Source organism: Roseovarius sp. CH_XMU1461 (assembly GCF_037027165.1).
In the GTDB taxonomy this organism is placed as follows: domain Bacteria; phylum Pseudomonadota; class Alphaproteobacteria; order Rhodobacterales; family Rhodobacteraceae; genus Roseovarius; species Roseovarius nubinhibens.
The window spans coordinates 70503-88287 of the sequence record NZ_JAYMDV010000010.1 but is presented as its reverse complement, the minus strand read 5'-3'; the positions used below and the strand labels follow the sequence as shown (position 1 = coordinate 88287).

Annotated in this window: 17 protein-coding genes, 1 pseudogene and 1 riboswitch; of the genes and pseudogenes, 9 read left to right on the top strand and 9 right to left on the bottom strand. The window is 64.0% G+C overall.

Features of this window, described 5'->3' with window-relative positions; genetic code table 11:
- Positions 1-271: 271 nt before the first annotated feature.
- Positions 272-649: a DUF4189 domain-containing protein gene (locus WA237_RS17890; RefSeq protein ID WP_336099293.1), complete on the top strand. Its 378-nt coding sequence runs from the start codon at positions 272-274 to the stop codon at positions 647-649.
- A gap of 114 nt (positions 650-763) precedes the next feature.
- The gene (locus WA237_RS17885) at positions 764-1300 is read left to right on the top strand and encodes an acyloxyacyl hydrolase (protein WP_009813562.1); all 537 of its coding nucleotides are present in this window, start codon (positions 764-766) and stop codon (positions 1298-1300) included.
- 3 nt (positions 1301-1303) lie between these two features.
- Here WA237_RS17885 and WA237_RS17880 read toward each other — a convergent pair whose 3' ends face one another.
- The 3 genes from WA237_RS17880 to WA237_RS17870 are packed head-to-tail and all read right to left on the bottom strand — an operon-like array spanning position 1304 to position 3649.
- Positions 1304-2347: a saccharopine dehydrogenase gene (locus tag WA237_RS17880; RefSeq protein ID WP_336099291.1), complete on the bottom strand. Its 1044-nt coding sequence runs from the start codon at positions 2345-2347 to the stop codon at positions 1304-1306.
- Between the two features lie 21 nt (positions 2348-2368).
- A complete protein-coding gene (locus tag WA237_RS17875) occupies positions 2369-2986 on the bottom strand; it encodes a glutathione S-transferase family protein (protein ID WP_442970283.1) in 618 nt (205 codons plus the stop codon).
- 12 nt (positions 2987-2998) lie between these two features.
- Positions 2999-3649: a histidine phosphatase family protein gene (locus WA237_RS17870; protein WP_336099289.1), complete on the bottom strand. Its 651-nt coding sequence runs from the start codon at positions 3647-3649 to the stop codon at positions 2999-3001.
- 207 nt (positions 3650-3856) lie between these two features.
- On the opposite strand from WA237_RS17870, the gene fdhF reads away from it, so the two are divergent.
- The 3 genes from fdhF to fzlA all read left to right on the top strand — a co-directional run bounded on the left by fdhF (position 3857) and on the right by fzlA (position 8200).
- A complete protein-coding gene (fdhF, locus tag WA237_RS17865; protein ID WP_336099287.1) occupies positions 3857-6619 on the top strand; it encodes a formate dehydrogenase subunit alpha in 2763 nt (920 codons plus the stop codon).
- A 105-nt stretch (positions 6620-6724) separates the two neighbouring features.
- Positions 6725-7474, top strand: coding sequence for a monofunctional biosynthetic peptidoglycan transglycosylase (gene mtgA / locus WA237_RS17860; protein WP_336099286.1), 750 nt, complete (start codon positions 6725-6727; stop codon positions 7472-7474).
- A 60-nt stretch (positions 7475-7534) separates the two neighbouring features.
- On the top strand, positions 7535-8200 hold the full coding sequence (fzlA, locus tag WA237_RS17855; protein ID WP_009813568.1) for an FtsZ-binding protein FzlA: 666 nt from the start codon (positions 7535-7537) through the stop codon (positions 8198-8200).
- Positions 8201-8212: 12 nt separating this feature from the next.
- Here the strand turns inward: fzlA and WA237_RS17850 are convergent, their stop codons facing one another.
- From WA237_RS17850 to WA237_RS17835, 4 genes are read right to left on the bottom strand one after another with little or no spacing between them, the layout of a single operon-like run.
- Positions 8213-8635, bottom strand: a complete 423-nt coding sequence (locus WA237_RS17850; protein WP_336099284.1) for a pseudoazurin — start codon at positions 8633-8635, stop codon at positions 8213-8215.
- Between the two features lie 12 nt (positions 8636-8647).
- Positions 8648-9415 (bottom strand): ABC transporter ATP-binding protein, encoded by a 768-nt coding sequence (locus tag WA237_RS17845; RefSeq protein WP_009813570.1) that lies wholly within the window; start codon positions 9413-9415, stop codon positions 8648-8650.
- Positions 9412-10464 carry a FecCD family ABC transporter permease gene (locus WA237_RS17840; protein ID WP_336099282.1) on the bottom strand — a complete coding sequence of 351 codons (1053 nt, stop codon included), beginning with the start codon at positions 10462-10464 and terminating at the stop codon, positions 9412-9414. The genes WA237_RS17845 and WA237_RS17840 overlap by 4 nt, the downstream gene beginning before the upstream one ends.
- Positions 10461-11477, bottom strand: coding sequence for an ABC transporter substrate-binding protein (locus tag WA237_RS17835; RefSeq protein WP_336099280.1), 1017 nt, complete (start codon positions 11475-11477; stop codon positions 10461-10463). Before WA237_RS17835 ends, WA237_RS17840 begins: the two co-directional genes overlap by 4 nt.
- A 127-nt stretch (positions 11478-11604) precedes the next feature.
- Positions 11605-11798, bottom strand: a riboswitch (cobalamin riboswitch).
- A 165-nt stretch (positions 11799-11963) separates the two neighbouring features.
- On the opposite strand from WA237_RS17835, the gene WA237_RS17830 reads away from it, so the two are divergent.
- Complete coding sequence (locus tag WA237_RS17830) at positions 11964-13154, top strand: hypothetical protein (RefSeq protein ID WP_336099278.1); 1191 nt, start codon at positions 11964-11966, stop codon at positions 13152-13154.
- A gap of 16 nt (positions 13155-13170) precedes the next feature.
- Here WA237_RS17830 and WA237_RS17825 read toward each other — a convergent pair whose 3' ends face one another.
- A complete protein-coding gene (locus WA237_RS17825) occupies positions 13171-14145 on the bottom strand; it encodes a LacI family DNA-binding transcriptional regulator (protein ID WP_336099275.1) in 975 nt (324 codons plus the stop codon).
- 138 nt (positions 14146-14283) lie between these two features.
- Positions 14284-14457, bottom strand: a pseudogene (locus WA237_RS17820) (ATP-grasp domain-containing protein); the annotation flags it as partial.
- A gap of 176 nt (positions 14458-14633) precedes the next feature.
- Between WA237_RS17820 and WA237_RS17815 the strand changes: the two are divergent.
- The 3 genes from WA237_RS17815 to WA237_RS17805 all read left to right on the top strand — a co-directional run bounded on the left by WA237_RS17815 (position 14634) and on the right by WA237_RS17805 (position 17779).
- Entirely contained in the window at positions 14634-15941 is a 1308-nt protein-coding gene (locus WA237_RS17815) for an extracellular solute-binding protein (RefSeq protein ID WP_216016026.1), read from the top strand.
- A 67-nt stretch (positions 15942-16008) separates the two neighbouring features.
- Positions 16009-16890 carry an ABC transporter permease subunit gene (locus WA237_RS17810; RefSeq protein WP_009813577.1) on the top strand — a complete coding sequence of 294 codons (882 nt, stop codon included), beginning with the start codon at positions 16009-16011 and terminating at the stop codon, positions 16888-16890.
- Between the two features lie 10 nt (positions 16891-16900).
- Positions 16901-17779 carry an ABC transporter permease subunit gene (locus WA237_RS17805; protein ID WP_336099273.1) on the top strand — a complete coding sequence of 293 codons (879 nt, stop codon included), beginning with the start codon at positions 16901-16903 and terminating at the stop codon, positions 17777-17779.
- The last annotated feature ends 6 nt before the right edge of the window (positions 17780-17785 follow it).

Here is a 17785-nt window from a genome sequence, read left to right as displayed (position 1 = left end):
GGGATGGAGCAGCCCGGTAGCTCGTCAGGCTCATAACCTGAAGGTCGTAGGTTCAAATCCTACTCCCGCAACCAAAATACACCGAAAAAGCCCCGCAATCCGCGGGGCTTTCGGCGTTTGGGGGGTAGGGACGCTATCCAAAACCGCTCAGACATGCGCAAGAATTGCCGCAAGGCAATAATATCTTGCAAAAACGCACATCGCTCCCGAAGATAATTTCGCGCAGACCCTCAATTAAGAGGACGCGCGGAGGAATTGGGGAGGCAAGACCATGAAAATCATCACCTTGGCCGCGGCGTTCGCGCTGCTGACAACGCCGCTTGCGGCACAGCAAATCGGCGCCATCGCCTATAGTGTGAAATCGGACAAATGGGGCCGGTCCTGGGGATATTCCACACGGGGCGAGGCCGAAGCCGTCGCGCTCAAAAACTGCAAGGCGCAGGGCGGCAGAAACTGCACGATTGCCCTGTGGCTCGAAAACAGCTGTGGCGCCCTGGCCCGTGCCAAAGGCACCAAGAGCATCAATCAGACCGGCGTCTCCTGGGGCTTTGACAACGAAGCGGGCGCAAAATCCCGCGCCATTGCCGAATGCAGCAAGCGCAATTCCGGCGATTGCTGGGTCGTCGCCTCCGTCTGTTCCTCGCGCTAACCCGCGAGAGCCGCCCAATCCGGCAACAGTTCCAAATGGCTCGCCCCCATCGCTGGACATGCGGGCCCGCATGCGACATCAATTGTGCAGGGGTTTGGATAGAGGAGCTACGCCGTGTCGGATATCGTGGGAATTTCAGACGGAACCTTTGCCGTCATCGGCCTGATCTTTGGTCTGATCGACATGGGCGCCAACCATTGCCCGAACGAAGGCTGTCTCGCCCGCAACGAAGTGCCCGGCTATACCAGCGTCTCCATCGGTGAAACTTATTTCCAAGAGGCCCACCAGGGCGAAGAGCTCTATTTCCGCCGCGACACGAAACTGGCCTTTGGCCCGTTTCAAAACATCTACGGCGCCTCGATCAGCAATGACGGTGAATTCTGGGTCGGTGCGGGCCACGCCTGGACCCAACCCTATTTCGACCGCCGCGCCTATATCCAGCTGCACGCCATGACCGGGCTCTATGCCAAGGGCGACGGCGTCGATCTCGGCGGGCCCATCGAATTCCGCTCCGGCATCGAGGTGGGCTATCAGGCCCGCAACGGGCTGCGCATGGGCTTGGGCTTTGACCACCGGTCGAACGCCGGGCTCTATAGCGACAACCCCGGCCTTGAAACCATCCATTTCCGGGTCTCGATTCCGACCCGCTAAGCCTCAGAGATATTTGCGGAATGTGGCCTCGGCCCGGGCCCAGACGCCCTGGTCGATCGCCCCCAGATCGCGCAGCACCGGCAAGAGCTGGGCGGCATAATCCTCCGAGCTTTCGCGCGGCAGGAGCGACGGCAAATTGTCGATGGCCATGATGTCGAGGCTCGGCGCCTCGGCCACCCGCACCACCGGCGCGGCCCAGCTTGTCGCCTCTGAGTAAAGAGGCACCGGATTGTAATCGCTGTCCGGATCGCAGGCCACATCGCCGATCACCCGCAGCGTCCGAGCCGCAGCCGCCTCTTCGGGGCCGACGAAGACCGGCGTGCCGGGCCGGGCAAAGATCGCGTTGATGAAAATCCCATGGTCGAGGATCTCGGGAAAGGGCCCGCCATGCGCCGTCTCGGCCATGTCCCAGCGTGTCACCTCGATGCCCAACGCCTCGCACAGATCGGCCGCCCCGCTGCCGACCCGGCCCAAAGCGCCGATCACCAACGCAGTGGGCAACTCGCCCGCCGCCTCCAGCGCCGCGCCCACATCCGACAAAAGCGCCGATTTATCCGTCCAGCCGGTAACCGCGGGACAAATTCCGCCGCCCGCCTGCGCCGCATAGGCCAGTGCCGACACCGCCGCCCCGGCATAGCCCGCCCAATAGCCGAACGCCGCAACCCGGCGGCCCGTCTCATCCACCAGATACTCGAGATCATAGAGCGTCCCGCCCCCGGCCTTGAACCGGTCGAGAAGCGCCCGCCCCGAATGCTGCCCCTTATAGGCATGGCCAAACATGATATGGCGATGGGGCAGGGGCGTGCCGTCCTCCGGTAGCTCCTTGAGCCCAAAGATGATCGCCTCCTGCGGCGCCTCGGGCCAGCTGCCCTCCGCCGCAATCTCGCAGCCCGCCGCGCGATAGCCCTCGATGCCAATGGCCCGCGTCGCACTTTCCTCGACGGTGACGCGCATCCCCGCCGCGCGCAGCGCTGCCGCCCCCTCGGGCGTCAGGCCAACGCGGCATTCATTGGGGCGTTGCTCAGCCCGAACCCAGAGATGTGTCATCACGCCAACCCTTTTGGAAGCTTAGAGAATATTGTCGTCATGTGTGGCCGCGACGCTCGCCAGTTCGCGCATCGCCTGCCGGAACGCGCCGATCTTGGGAAACTGGCTCACATCGACCCGATCCCCTTCGAGCCAATTGCAAATCGCGTAGAAATAGAAATCCGCCACGCAGAGCTCATCGCCAAAGAGATAGGGCCCGGTGATCACATTCTCTTCCATATAGCGCGCGCTCTCGGTCATCGTCTGCGGCACCTTGGCCGACATATCGGCGCGGCTTTCCTCCTTGTCCGCCCAGCGATGGCCGCGCCGCTTATGGGCGTGGTTCACATGCATGGTCGAGGCGAGATAGAACATCACCTCCCGCATCCGCGCGGCCTTGAGCGGGTCCCCGGGCACAAGCCCCTTTTCGGGGGCCAGCGCCGCCAGATACTCGAGGATCGCACCGGTCTCGGTGAGGATTTCCCCGCCCAGATCGAGCGCCGGCACCCGCCCCTTGGGGTTGATCCGCTGATATTCGGGCGTCATCTGCGCCGATTGGGTGAAATCGAGCGCCACAAGCTCATGCTCGAGGCCGGTTTCGCGCAGACACATGACCGAGGCGGTGGCGATGGTGCCGGGGGCGTAATAGAGTTTCAGCATAGCAGACTATCCTTAGATAAAAGTGCGCGCCTCGCGGCGCTCGGGCTGATCGAGATGCGGCGTCGCGTTGAACCCGGCCAGCATCAGCCGACCGTGAATGAAACGCAAGTGATGGACCGAGCTGTTCATCGTGTGAAGCATCACATCGGCCATCGCGGCGGTGCCGAGCCCGAGCACATGGCGCAGCGCCATGCCGATCACCCCGCCCGAGGTCACCACGAGGCTGGTGCCGCCGCGCGACGCCAGCTCTTCGAGCAGATGGGTCACCCGCGCCTCGAAACTGCCAAAGCTCTCGGGAATCCCCGAGAGCTGATCTTCGGCCCAATAGGCCACCACCTGCGGCATATAGTGGGCGAACTCGGCGGCAGAATTCGGCGCGGGCAGGCCGAACTGCATCTCCACCGCCTGTGCCAGATCGAAATAGGTGAGCTCGTTGAGACGCGGATCGGTCCGCTCGGGCGCATAGCCCATCTCGCGCGCCGTCTCGACCTGCCGCGACAGCGTGCCGGTGACCACATGATCGAACCGCGCGCCCGTGTCCCGCAGATGCAGGCCAAGCCATTGCGCCTGCTGACGTCCCAGCTCCGAGAGCTGATCATAGCTCGCCTCGTCCTGCGCATGGGTATTGGCCTGCCCGTGGCGCACCAGAATGATATCGGCCATGCTGCCTGTCCTGCTCTTGCCCGTGTTTTTCGGCCCGACACTAGGCGCGAGAGGCCGGAATGACAATCCGACGGCACCGGGAAACGCCGTTGCCAATGGGAAACACGGGCGGTCCATATGGCGTAAAAATCTGCATAGATGTCGTGATTGGCCGACTCCGAAAAACAGCGCCGTGGTCTACACTCCCGTGAGCAAGGAGACCCAAGCATGTCCGACACCATCACCTTTACCCTCGACGGCGAACAAGTCACGGCCGAAAAAGGCATGACCATCTGGGAAGTGGCCAACGGGCGGGGTCTCGTCATTCCCCATCTGTGTCACAAGCCCGCGCCGGGCTATCGCCCCGATGGCAATTGCCGGGCCTGCATGGTCGAGATCGAAGGCGAACGGACCCTTGCCGCCTCCTGCATCCGCGAACCCGCCGATGGCATGGTGGTCAAGACCGACACCGCCCGCGCCGAAACCGCGCGCAAGATGGTGGTCGAAATGCTCGTGGCGGATCAGCCGCCGCGCGACGCCGCCCATGACAAATCGAGCCACCTCTGGGACATGGCCGAGATGCAGGGCGTCAGCCAAAGCCGCTTCCCCAAGCTCGAAGAGGGCCGCATCCCGCTGCTCGACGACAGCCATGTCGCGATGAGCGTCAATCTCGACGCCTGCATTCAATGCGGTCTCTGCGTCCGTGCCTGCCGCGAAGTGCAGGTCAATGACGTGATCGGCATGGCCGGTCGCGGCCATGACGCCTATCCGACCTTCGACATGGCCGACCCGATGGGCGCCTCGACCTGCGTCGCCTGCGGCGAATGCGTCCAGGCCTGCCCGACCGGCGCGCTGATGCCGTCCTCGGTGGTCAACGAGGCCCAGGTCGGCGACAGCGCCGATTACGACAGCGAAGTCGAAAGCGTCTGCGCCTTCTGCGGCGTCGGCTGCCAGATCTCGATCAAGGTCAAGGACAACCGCGTCAAATATGTCGAGGGCATCAACGGCCCCGCCAACGAAGGCCGGCTCTGCGTCAAGGGCCGCTTTGGCTATGACTATATCCACCACCAGCACCGCGTGACCAAGCCGCTGATCCGCCGCGACGACGCCCCCGAAAAGGGGCTCAACGTGAACCCGGACAATTGGCAGGAATTCTTCCGCGAAGCGAGCTGGGACGAGGCGCTCGATCTCGCCGCCGACGGGCTCAAGGGCCGCGGCCGCGAAGTTGCCGGCTTTGGCTCGGCCAAATGCACCAATGAAGAGGCCTATCTCTTCCAGAAATTCATCCGCCAGGGCTTTGGTCACAACAACGTCGACCATTGCACCCGGCTTTGCCACGCCTCGTCGGTCTTCGCGCTGATCGAAAACGTGGGCTCGGGCGGCGTGACCGCCACGTTCAACGAGATCGAAAACGCCGATGTCGCCATCGTCATCGGGGCCAACCCGATCGAAAACCACCCCGTCGCCGCCACCTATTTCAAGCAATTCACCAAGCGCGGCGGCAAGCTCATCGTGATGGATCCGCGCGGCGTCGGCCTGCGCCGCTTCGCGACCCATATGCTGCAATTCCGCCCCGGCGCGGATGTCGCCATGCTCAACGCGATCATGCACACGATCGTCGAAGAAGGCCTCTACGATCAGCAATATATCGACGCCTACACCGAGAACTGGGAAGCCGAAAAGGCCCATCTCAAGGATTTCGCGCCCGAGAAAATGGAAGACCTCTGCGGCATCCCCGCCGAGACCCTGCGCGCCGTGGCCCGCGATTTCGCCACCGCCAAATCCGGCATGATCTTCTGGGGCATGGGGGTGAGCCAGCACATCCACGGCACCGACAATTCGCGCTGCCTGATCAGCCTCGCGCTGATGTGCGGCCATGTCGGCCGCCCCGGCACCGGCCTGCACCCGCTGCGCGGGCAGAACAACGTCCAGGGCGCGTCGGACGCAGGCCTCATCCCGATGTTCCTCCCCGACTATCAAAGCGTGACCGACGACGGCGTGCGCTCGGCCTTCACCGAAGTCTGGAAATCCGAGGATTTCTCGAATGAAAAGGGCCTCACCGTCACCGAGATCATGGATGCGGTCCATGATGGCGACATCAAGGCCATGTATATCCTCGGCGAAAACCCGGCCATGTCCGACCCCGATGTCGAACACGCCCGCGACGCGCTGGCCAAGCTCGATCACCTCGTGGTGCAGGACATCTTCATCACCGAAACGGCCAACTACGCCGATGTGATCCTGCCCGCCTCGGCGCTCTACGAGAAGACCGGCACCGTCTCCAACACCAACCGTCAGGTGCAGATGGTCCGCCCCGCCGTGACGCCCCCGGGCGAAGCGCGCGAAGACTGGTGGATCGAGGTCGAACTGGCCAAGCGCTGCGGTCTCGACTGGCGCTACACCCATCCCCGCGAAGTCTTTGCCGAAATGGCGATCAACATGGCCTCGCTCAACAACATCACCTGGGAGCGTCTGGAAAAGACCGCCGTGACCTACCCGTCGCTGAGCCCCGAAGATCCGGGTCAGGCAGTGGTCTTCGGCGATGGCTTCCCGCGCCCCGAGGGCCGGGCCAAGTTCACCCCGGCGAGCGTCATCGCCCCCGATGACACGCCCGACGCCGAATTCCCGATGATCCTGACCACTGGCCGCCAGCTCGAACATTGGCACACCGGCTCGATGACCCGCCGCGCCCGCGTGCTCGACGCGGTCGAGCCCGAGGCCAACTGCTCGCTGCACCCCTCGACCCTGCGCAAGCTCGGGATCGAACCGGGTGGTATGATCCGCCTGACCACCAAACGCGGCAGCATCGTCACCATGGCCCGCGCCGACCGCGCGGTCTCGCCCGATATGGTATTCCTGCCCTTCGCCTATGTCGAAGCGGCGGCGAACATCCTGACCAACGCGGCCATCGACCCCTATGGCAAGATCCCCGAGTTCAAATTCTCGGCCGTCCGCGTCGAGCCGCTGAGCGAACAGGTCGCGGCGGAATAACCGCAGCATGATACCGGGGCGTGCCGGAGCTCATTTTCCGGCACGCTTCTCGACCCGCGCGCATTTTCGCGCTACCCTCTGGCAAAGTCCGCATCAGACGGACCCATGACCCGAGGCAACATGGCGAAACCGACCCGAGCCAAATCCCGATCGCGTGGCGCATCCCGCACGCCCCGGCTGACGCGCCTGCGCCGCTGGCTGCGGCGTTGGGTGCTGTGGTTCCTTCTCGTCTCGGTGCTGGTTACGAGCGGCGTGCTGGTCGCCCATCGCTTCCTCGATCCGGGCGCCACGCTCTACATGAAACAAGAACGCCACCGTCTCGGCCACATCCGGCAGGACTGGGTGCCCATGTCCCGCATCGCGCCGGTCATGGCCCGCTCTGTCGTCGCCGCTGAGGATGCCAATTTCTGCACCCATTGGGGCTTTGACATGAAGGCCATCCGCCAGGTCGTCGAAAGCGGTCAGGCCCGCGGCGCCTCGACGCTGAGCCAGCAGACCGTCAAGAACGTCTATCTCTGGCATGGCCGCTCCTACCTGCGCAAAGCGCTCGAGGCGGTCATCACCCCGATGCTCGAGGCCGCCTGGCCGAAACGCCGCATCGTCGAGGTCTATCTCAACATCGCCGAATTCGACGAAGGCGTCTTCGGCGTCGAGGCCGCGGCCCAGCATTACTTTGGCGTGAGCGCTGCCAAGCTCAGCGCAACCCAGGCCGCCCGCCTCGCCGCCGTCCTTCCCGCCCCCAAGGACCGCTCGGCCCGCAACCCCACCCCGCGCCTGCGCAAACGCGCCGCAAGCATCATGGACGGGGCGGCCACCATCCGCCGGGACGGCCGTGCCGCCTGTTTCGAGGATTGAATTGACCCGCATAAACAGGCATTGAGAACAAACACCTGACATCAAGAACAAGCGTCCCAAATGGCCAAGCTCTATCACGTTCCCCTGTCCCCCTTCTGTCGCAAGGTCCGTCTCAGCCTCGCGGAGAAAAAGATCGACTGCGAACTGGCCGAGGAACGCTATTGGGAGCCGAGCCCGGATTTCCTGCGCCGCAACCCGGCGGGCAAGGTGCCGATCCTGCGCATCGACGGCCGCACCCTGACCGAGAGCGCCGCGATCTGCGAATATCTCGAAGAGAAATACCCCGAACCCGCGCTCATGCCCAAGAGCGCCGAGGCCCGCCACGAGGTGCGCCGCATCGTCACCTGGTTCGATGACAAGTTCCACCACGAGGTGACCTCGAAACTGCTCTACGAGCGGGTCAACAAGAAGGTGATGGGCAAGGGCTTTCCCGACAGCTCAAACGTCAAGGCAGGCGCCAAGGCGATCAAGTTCCACCTCGACTATATGGCCTGGCTGCTCGATCACCGCCGCTGGCTGGCGGGCGATGTGATGACTCTGGCCGATTTTGCCGCCGCCGCGCATCTCTCCTCGCTCGATTACATCTCGGACGTGGATTGGAACCGTAGCGACACGGTCAAGGATTGGTACGCCAAGATCAAATCGCGCCCGGCCTTCCGCCGCATCCTCGCCGATCAGGTGCCGGGCTTTCCGCCCCCCGCCCATTACGCCAATCTCGATTTCTGAACGCAGGCCGCGCTACTGCGCGGCTTCGATATAGTCGCGAAGCCGCGCCTCCGCCCGTCGGGGCAGCCCCTCGGGCAGCGCCTCTCCCGCAAGCGGGCCGTCCCCCACCACGATGAGCATCACCATCCCCATGGCGAAATGCGGCGTGCATTTCACCCCATAGACCCCCGGCGCGCTCAGCGTCAGCGTGATCTCTTCATTGATCCCACCTTTGAACGGCACGGCCCCCTCGGGCAGCATGCCGTCAATGCTCGCCGCATTATGCCCTGACGAGGCCGCGACAAACCGCACGCTGTCGCCCGGCGCCACGCGCAGCACGGATGGCTCATAGACCATCGCACCGCTCTCATTGCGGTTGAGCATCCGAACCTCATGCACCTCGGCCCAGCCCAGCGCGGGCCAGAGCATCAGCACAAGACTTGTGATAAACCGCATGACACCGGCCTCCTATCGATGCGCCATATGAAACCGGATCACCGGGCTGCCATCCGTCGGATCGGTGAGAAAATGCCCGCAGACCCCGAAATTCTGCCGCAACAGCCGGTCGGTGAGCACCTCCGACGGCGGCCCGATCTCGACCATCCGCCCGCCCTGCATCACGCAGAGCCGGTCACAAAACAGCGCCTGATTGAGATCATGCAGCGCGATCACCGAGGTCACCGGCAAGTCCCGCACCAGATGCAGAATATCGAGCTGATGCTGAATATCGAGATGGTTCGTCGGCTCATCGAGCAGCAACACATCGGGCTCCTGCGCCAGCGCCCGCGCGATCTGCACCCGCTGCCGCTCGCCGCCCGACAGCGTGTGCCAATGCCGCGCGTCAAACCCGACGAGATCAACGGCGCGCAGCGCCTCTGACACGATGCGGTCATCCTCGTCACCCCAGCGTCGCAGCGCCGACAGAAACGGCGTCCGGCCAAGCTCGACCGCGTTGCGCACCCGAATACGCTCGCCCGCTTCGGCATATTGCTCGACAAGGGCAAGGCTCTGCGCAATCTCGCGCCGCCGCATCCCGGCCATCGGCCGCCCCTTGAGCGTGACCTGACCCGCGCTCGGCTGGGTCAGCCCCGCCAGCATCCGCAACAACGTCGATTTGCCCGACCCGTTCGGCCCGATCAGCCCGAGCATCTCGCCCGGCGCGGCGGCAAGGCTCACCCCCTCGACGATCTGCGTGCCCTTGACCGACCAGCCGAGATTGTCACACGCCAGCGTCATGCCGCCCCCCTCCGCCCGATCAGGATGAGCGCAAAGACCGGCGCGCCGACCAGCGCCGTCACCACCCCGATGGGCAGAACCTGCCCGGGGATGATCACCCGCGAAATCACATCCGCCGCAATGAGAAACACCGCCCCCGCCAGCGCCGAGGCCGGGACAAGCTGCCCGTGCCGCGTGCCAACGAGCATCCGCATCGCATGCGGGATCACCAGCCCGACAAAGCCGATCGAGCCGACGATCGACACGATCACCGCCGTCACCAGCGCCGCCACCCCAATGAGAACCACCTGCGCCCGCCGCACCGAAATGCCAAGCGACGCGGCGCTGTCCGCGCCAAAGGTGAACGCATCGAGCGTGCGCACATGCGCGAGACAAACCGCCACGCCAATGACCGTGGCCGGCACCACGCTCGTCACATCGATCCAGCGCACCCCGCTGAGGTTTCCCAAGAGCCAGAACATGATGCCCCGCGCCTGTTCCGCATTGGCCGATTTCGCGATGAGAAAGGCGGTGATCGCATTGAAAAGCTGCGAGCCCGCAATGCCCGCCAGCACGATCACCCCAGCGGCGCGAAGCCCGGTGCCGCCGCCCGCCAGATGCGCCAGCGCCGCGACAAATCCAAACGCCAAGAGCGCCCCGGTAAAGGCCCCCGCCGACATTGAAATCGCCCCGCCGCCAAGGCCCACCACCGTCACCGCCACAGCGCCGGTCGAGGCCCCCGCCGAAATGCCCAGAAGGTAGGGATCGGCCAGCGCATTGCGCAGCAGCGCCTGCAGCACCACCCCCGCCAGCGCCAGCCCCGCGCCACAGCACGCCGCCACCAAGGCCCGCGCCAGCCGGTAATTCCACACGATCCCCGTGTCGATCCGGTCCACCGCATAGCCCGCCCCAAAGAGCTTGTTGGCCAGCACCTTGAGCACCACGTCAAACGGAATGCGCGTCTCGCCCAGCGCCGTGCCGAGCATCAGCGCGATCAGCAGCACGGGCAGCGCAAGCACCGCCCAATGCAGGGCCGACCGATGCCGGGGCATGGCGACGGCCTGGCTCATTGCAGATCGTAACCCGCCAGCGCCTCGGCAATCGTGCCCAGCACATGAATGGCCCGCACCGTCGGGCTCATCGCATGGGCGTCGATGGTGATGATCCGGCCTTCCTTCACCGCCGTCATCTCGCGCGCCACCGGGTCGGTGGTCAGAAACTCACGCTTCTTCTCCACGTCATCGGCGGGAAACCGGCGGCGGTCCATCTCGGCGATCACGATAAAGGTCGGATCGGCCTTGGCCAGCGTCTCCCAGCCGACGGTCGGCCATTCCTCATCCGAGGTCACCACATTCTCGACCCCGAGCTTGTCCATCATATAGGCCGGCACGCCCTTCCGCCCCGCCACATAGGGATCGATGTCGAGATCCGCCGACGAGAACCAAAACAGCCCCGACACCCCCTCGGGCAGGTCGAGCGCCTCCGCCTTGGCCACCGCCTCGGCCTCCGCCGCCTGCAGCTCGGCCACCAGCTCGGCCCCGCGCGCCCCGACGTCATAGATCTCCGCCAACTGCGCGATCCCCTTATAGAGCTGCTCTGTCGCGAACAGCTCGGACCGCGTGCCATCGCCGCCGACAAGGTTGTCCTTGCTCTCGCAATCGGTGGGCATCACATAGGTCGGCACGCCAACCTCATGGAACATCTCGCGCGTGCCGACGATGCCTTCCTGACCGATATGCCATTCATACATGACGGTCACCAGCTCGGGCCGCTTGTTGACGATGCTCTCGAAACTCGGGTCATTGTCGGCCAGCCGCTCGATCCCGGCGTTCAGGCTTTCGAACTCCGGCAGCACCGGGTTGAACCAGACCGAAGTGCCCTGCACCGTCTCGCCCAGCCCGAGCAGATAGAGGATCTCGGTGGTCGATTGCCCCACCGTGACCGTGCGCGCCGGCGCCGCATCAAAGCGCAGCTCGTGCCCGCAATTCTCGATGGTAAGCGGATAGCGGGTTTCGGCCTCGGCCATCACCGCGCTGCCCATCCCAAGCGCCAGCACCCCGGGCGCAATCAGGTAGTTCTTCATAGCTAGACTCCTCGGTCTTGCCGGACACAGGAGGAGCAGGAAAGGGCATCTGCCGGTGGTCCCTGCCTGGTGCCGCGCACCGGGCCTCGAGACCACGCCAAACCCCCGCCCCGGGCCACCCCGCCCGGTTTCAGGTTATGCGTCGGCAGGTCTCCTGACTCACGGCTCATGGCGTCATCTTCCCTTCCCAGACCTCGGCCCAGTGGTTCTGAAGATGCAGCTCGCCGCCTACAGTTGCGGGGGCAGTTCCGGTTGACGCCCTGCTGGACGCCGCGGATTCCCTATTAGTTTCCATCGAAAACCGACGCCGCAGTGACACCCGATTTTTGCCCCCCCGTCAACCGCGATGACCGCAGGGGCCCGATTTTCGCGCCGGGCCGCCACCGGCCCAGCTGTGCGCCTGCGCGCCAAGCCGCATGGAATTTTGGGGAAATACCGAATCATGATAGGCTAATCTTATTTCGCACCTTCCCGCAGGAGGGCCCCATGACGTTCTTTTCCCGGTTTCCCTGGACTGTTTTCCTTCTCCTCATCCTCTGGCTTCCGGGCTGCTTTCCCGGCGGGTTCTCCTATGAGCGACTGTCGCTGCAAGAGGCCCGCCCCGACCTGCCGACAAGCTGGCGCTACCCGCAGGTGACACGCAGCGCCGACTCCGTCTTCGATCTGGACGATTTCGAACCCTATTTCACCCTCTCAAGCCTGCGCCGCGCCGGCCGAGGCTATGAGATCCGCACCGGCAAATCCGTCGAGATCTCGCCGCTGCGCTTCGAGACCTCGCCCAAGGCCCCCGGCGTGCTCGCCGCCGTGATCGAGAGCCAAGGCAAAAAGGACAAGACCACCGGCAAGCGTCAGACCTTCTACATGATCAACTTCATCGCGCCCCTGCGCGGCGATGACTACCGTTTGATCATTCTCAACAAACGGAGCCTGACGCTCTGGACCCCCAAAGAGGCTCAGGCCATCGCCGCGCGCACCCATCTGTTGAAGCTCGATTTCGATGACGGCCAGGCGCCGGTCTTCCGCAATGATGCCGACCTCGAACAGGCGCTGATCGCGGCCCACTACCTGCCCGCCAAACACAGCATCGCCTTCACCCTGACCGCGACGGCCCCGACCGGATCTGACAAGAAAAAACCCACCCCGACCCCGCGCCCGAGCAACAAGAGCTGGATCTTCAATTCCGCCACCGATCCGATCACCAAAAAATCGAACAACAGCATCATCATCCGCGCGACATCCGTCGAACCGCGCGCCAATCTCGCGATCAATTTCTTCTGCGACAAGGGTCAGCTCCGCGCCGTGCTGCACAATCCCGACATTTCCTTCCGCAACGACACCAGCACCACCAAGGTGGCGCTGTCGCTGGTCGAAATGCGCATCGACGACAAGGATGTGCACCGCTTAGTCTGGGAACGGGCGGCAGGCTACCGCGATCATCTCGTCGATCTCGGCGGGGCAGGGGGGCTCTATAAATTCGCGACCCTGCTCAATCCGCGGATGCAGAACGCCAATCACGATTGGTCCTCGGTCTGGTTCCTCAACAAGGTCGCCACTGCCCGCGACATCGTCATGCGCGTCACCGATGTCGGCGGCACCGCCTATGTCGCGCGCTTCGCCCCCTATCAACCTGTCGGCCCGGTGATTGACTTCCTGCCCGCCTGCCTGCGCCGAAGCTGAGCCTTGGGCCCGCGCCTCAATGGGTGCCGCGCGGCTTCACCACCGGATCGACAAACACCGTCTCATCCGCCTTGCCCGGATCGCCGAGCCGCGCCTCCAGAAGGCGCAGGATCTCGCGCACCGCCGCGTCGATCGGGTTGCGCACGGTTGTGAGGTCGAAACAGGTCCAGCGCGCCATGTCGATATCGTCGAACCCGATCACCGCCAGATCGCCGGGCACCGCCCGCCCGATCTCCCGCGCCGCCGACAGCGCCCCGATGGCCATCGCGTCATTGCCACAGATGAGCGCGTCAATCTCGCCCGCCCCCTGCAACAGCGCCCGCGCCGCCGCATGGCCGCCATCCACCGTGTAATCTCCCACGGCCTCGGCCACCGGCCGAAGACCCGCCGCCTCCAGCGCCGCCATCACCCCGGCCCGCCGCTCGCAAGAGGAATAGAGCTCGGACGGCCCGCCCAGAAACCCGATGCGCCGCCGCCCGCCTGAGATGAGAAGCTCGGCGCCCATCCGCGCGCCCTGATCATTGCGGCAACAGACCGTATCGACCCCGGGCGCGCTCAGCGGTCGGCCCGAGGAAATCATCGGAATCCCATAGCGCGCGCATTGCTCGACGATCTCGCCCGACAGGCTGCCGCCGCGCAGGATCAGCGCATCGAGCGGATAGCGCAGCACCTCTTCGAGCGCCTGCGCCGCCCGTGCGCCATTGCCATCAATCAGCAGCGGCCATTTCTGGATCGCGTTGAGCGACCCGACAAGCTGGCTCACAAAAGCTGTGTCATAGGGGTTGCGCAGATCGCCCGCGAAAATCGCCACCAGATGCGAATTTCCGCCCTTGAGCCCCGCCGCCAGCGCATTGGGCTGATAGCCGATTTCCGCCGCAACAGAGAGGATTCTGCGCCGCTTTTCCGCGTCGAGATAGGCCCCTTTGGTAAAGGCCCGCGACACCGCCGAACGCGACACACCGGCCTGCTCGGCCACCGTCTGGGCGGTCACCCGCCGTGGCCTCTGGCCCAAACTCTTCTTTTCACCCGTCATAGCCAATCAGTCCGCTGTCCCCGGGGATTTTGTCAAGAAAGCAAAACACAAACCTGTGCTGACCAAGGCCGGACGTCGGCCTGTACCCTCGTGGCGTCAGGTCACCGACATGCCGTCGATCGCCGTGGCGAGCTTGAGCAGATCGGCCGCGTAGAATCCGGCCGCGTTGATGCAGTTCGTCTCAAGAAGGCGCAACCCGTCCACTGTTCGGCAGATGTCCATGACATACGCTGGCGCGTAGCCCTTATTCAGCCGCGCCAGTGATTGCGCAAACTCTTTGGTGGGAAATTCCTAAATCCTTCATCTCCCTGTCATGAAACGCCCGTATGTGAACACGTGTGCACACTCGCTGCACATCCTGTGTCCGGGCTGCCCGGCGCATCGAAATTTTCGTGGGGCTTTTGCCCCTTGGCCCGTTGGGGCGCTCAACGAACCGGAGCATAGAGATGAAAAACCTGTATATCGGCGCGGCCTCCACGGCCTTTGCCCTGATCGCCAACACCGCCGCCGCCGAGGTGGAAATCAGCTGGTGGCACGCCATGGGCGGCGCGCTGGGGGAAACCGTCAACCAGATCGCCGAGGACTTCAACGCCTCGCAGGACGAGTACAAGATCACCCCCGTCTTCAAAGGCACCTATGAAGAGGCCCTGACCGCCGGCATCGCCGCCTTCCGCGCCGGCGAACAGCCCAACGTGCTGCAGGTCTTCGACGCCGGCGCCGCCACCGTGATCGGCGCCCAGGGCGCGACCGTCCCGGTGCAGGATCTGCTCACCGACAATGGCGTCGCCTTCAACATCGAAGACTACATCTCGGGCGTGCGCTACTTCTACGCCGACGCCGATGGCAAGATGATCGGCATGCCGTTCAACTCTTCCTCGCCGGTCATGTATTTCAACGTCGACGCGCTGGAAAAGGCCGGTGTCGAGGCCCCCAAGACCTGGGAAGAGTTCCAGACCGTGACCGCCCCGGCGCTCAAGGACGCGGGCTATGTCGCGCTGTCGCAATCGCACCTGCCCTGGATCTTCACCGAGAATTTCCACAGCCGTCACAACCTGCCCTTCGCCACCAATGACAATGGCTACACCGGCTCGGACGGCACCGAGATCCTCGTCAACAACGACGCGATCAAGGCCCATTTCACCGCCGTCACCGACTGGCAGGACAAGGGCTATTTCGAATGGTTCGGCACCGGCTGGGGCGACAACCAGACCCCGTTCGAAGAGGGCAAGGTCGCGATCTGGCTCGGCTCCTCGGGCTCTTTCGGCGGCCTCGCCAAGAAAGACCTGCCGTTCGAATTCTCCGCCACCTACCTGCCCTATTGGGAAGCGGTGACCAAGGAACCGAAACAGACCTTCATCGGTGGCGCGTCGCTCTTTGCCATGGCCGGTCACGAGGCCGAAGAAAACAAGGCCACTGCCGCCTTCTTCGAATTCCTCACCAAAGCCGAGACCCAGTATTTCTGGCACCGCGAAACCGGCTATGTGCCGATCACCGAAGCCGCCTATGAGCTGGCCAAGGCCGACGGCCATTACGACCGCTTCCCGGCGGCCGAGACCGGCATCAAACAGCTGTCGCTGCCGGCGGGCGAACATACCAAAGGCTATCGCATGGGCTTCTACGTGCAGATCCGTGACGTGATGAACCGCGAATATGGCCGCATCCTGACCGGTGAAACCTCAGTCGAAGACGCTTTCGCCACGATCGAGAAAGAGGCCAACGCCCTGCTGGCCCGCTTCTCCAAGACGCAAAGCTGATCACCACTCACCCAACGCCTTGGACGGTCGCAGCCCCTGCGGCCGTCCTCCACGTCCCGGAGGCCCCATGAAACGCGCAGGTTTCACCACACGCTGGTTGCCGATCCTGCTGCTCCTGCCGCAGCTGTCGATCATCGCCATCTTCTTCTACTGGCCCGCCGCCCACGCGGTGCACTCCTCCTTCTACCTCGCGGATCCCTTCGGCTTTGGCGCGACCTATGTCGGCGTCGACAATTACGCCGATCTGGCCGGCAGCTCCGAATATCTCAAAGTGGCCCGGTTCACCCTGATCTTCACCCTGCTGGTCACCTTCTTTTCGCTGGCCCTCGCGCTGCTCTTGGCGGTCAAGGCCGACAACATCATTCGCGGCGCGAAATCCTACCGCACCCTGTTGATGTGGGTCTATGCTGTGGCACCCCCGGTGGCGGGCTTCATCGGGCTCATCATGTTCAACCAGAGCTGGGGACCGCTGACCGAAGCCGCCCGCGCCATCGGCTGGGATTTCAAGCTCGGGGTGAATTTCAACGACACCGCCACCGCCATGGTCCTCGTCGCGGTCTGGAAACAGGTGCCGGTGAATTTCATCTTCTTCCTCTCCGGCCTGCAATCCATCCCCAAACCGGTGCGCGAGGCGGCGCTGATCGACAACCGCTCGGCGCGCGGCCGGTTCTGGGATGTGACCTTCCCGCTCCTCGCGCCCACCGGCTTCTTCCTGCTGATCATCAACATCACCTACGCGCTGTTCGACACGTTCGGCGTCATCGACACGATGGTCAAAGGCGAGCCGGGCAACAACCCGATGACCCTGGTCTACAAGGTCTATGTCGACGGCTTCCGCGGCAATGACATGGGCGGCAGCTCGGCCCAGTCGGTGATCCTGATGCTGCTCGTTCTGGCGCTCACCATCTTTCAGTTCCGGCTGATCGAACGTCGCATCCATTACACCTGAGGACCGCGCGATGACCGATATCCCCTATACCCCCGCCGCGCGCCGCATCCGCTGGTCCGTGGTGGCCGATCACGCGGTGCTCATCGCCGGGTCGCTCTTCCTGCTGATCCCGCTGCTGGTGATGCTGCAAACCACCACCACCACCGATCTCGAAACGATCAAATACGGCCCGCAACTGGCCATCGGCGATCAGCTCGACGACAATTTCCGCGCCGCCATGTTCAAGGCCTCGGGCTTTTCCGGCCAGAACACCGGGCTGTCGATGTTGATCAACTCGACCATCCTCGGCCTCGGCTTTGCGCTGGGCAAGATCGTCATCGGCATGATGGCCGCCTATGCGCTGGTCTATTTCCGGATGCGCTTTGCGACGCTCGCCTTCTGGCTCATCTTCACCACGCTTCTGCTGCCGCTCGAGGTGCGCATCCTGCCCTCCTACGAGATCGCGCAAAAGCTCAACCTCCTGAACAGCTACACCGGCCTCATCCTGCCGCTCATCGCCTCCGCGACGGCCACCTTCTTCTTCCGCCAGTTCTTTCGCTCGGTTCCGGAAGAGCTGGTCGAGGCGGCGCGCATCGACGGGGCCGGGCCGGTGCGCTTCTTCATCGACGTGCTCGTCCCGCTGAGCCAGACGATGATCGCCGCGATGTTCATCATCATGTTCGTCTTCGGCTGGAACCAATATCTCTGGCCCACGATGATCACCACCGAGGAAGGCATGTACACGCTGGTGCGCGGCATCAAGCAGCTGACCCAGGATCTCGAAGGCACCAACATCCCCGAATATGGCCGCGCCAACATGCTGGCGCTGATTGCGATCCTGCCGCCGGTGGCGGTGGTGATCTTTTTCCAAAGCTGGTTCGTCAAGGGCCTCACGGAATCGGACAAATAAGGACAG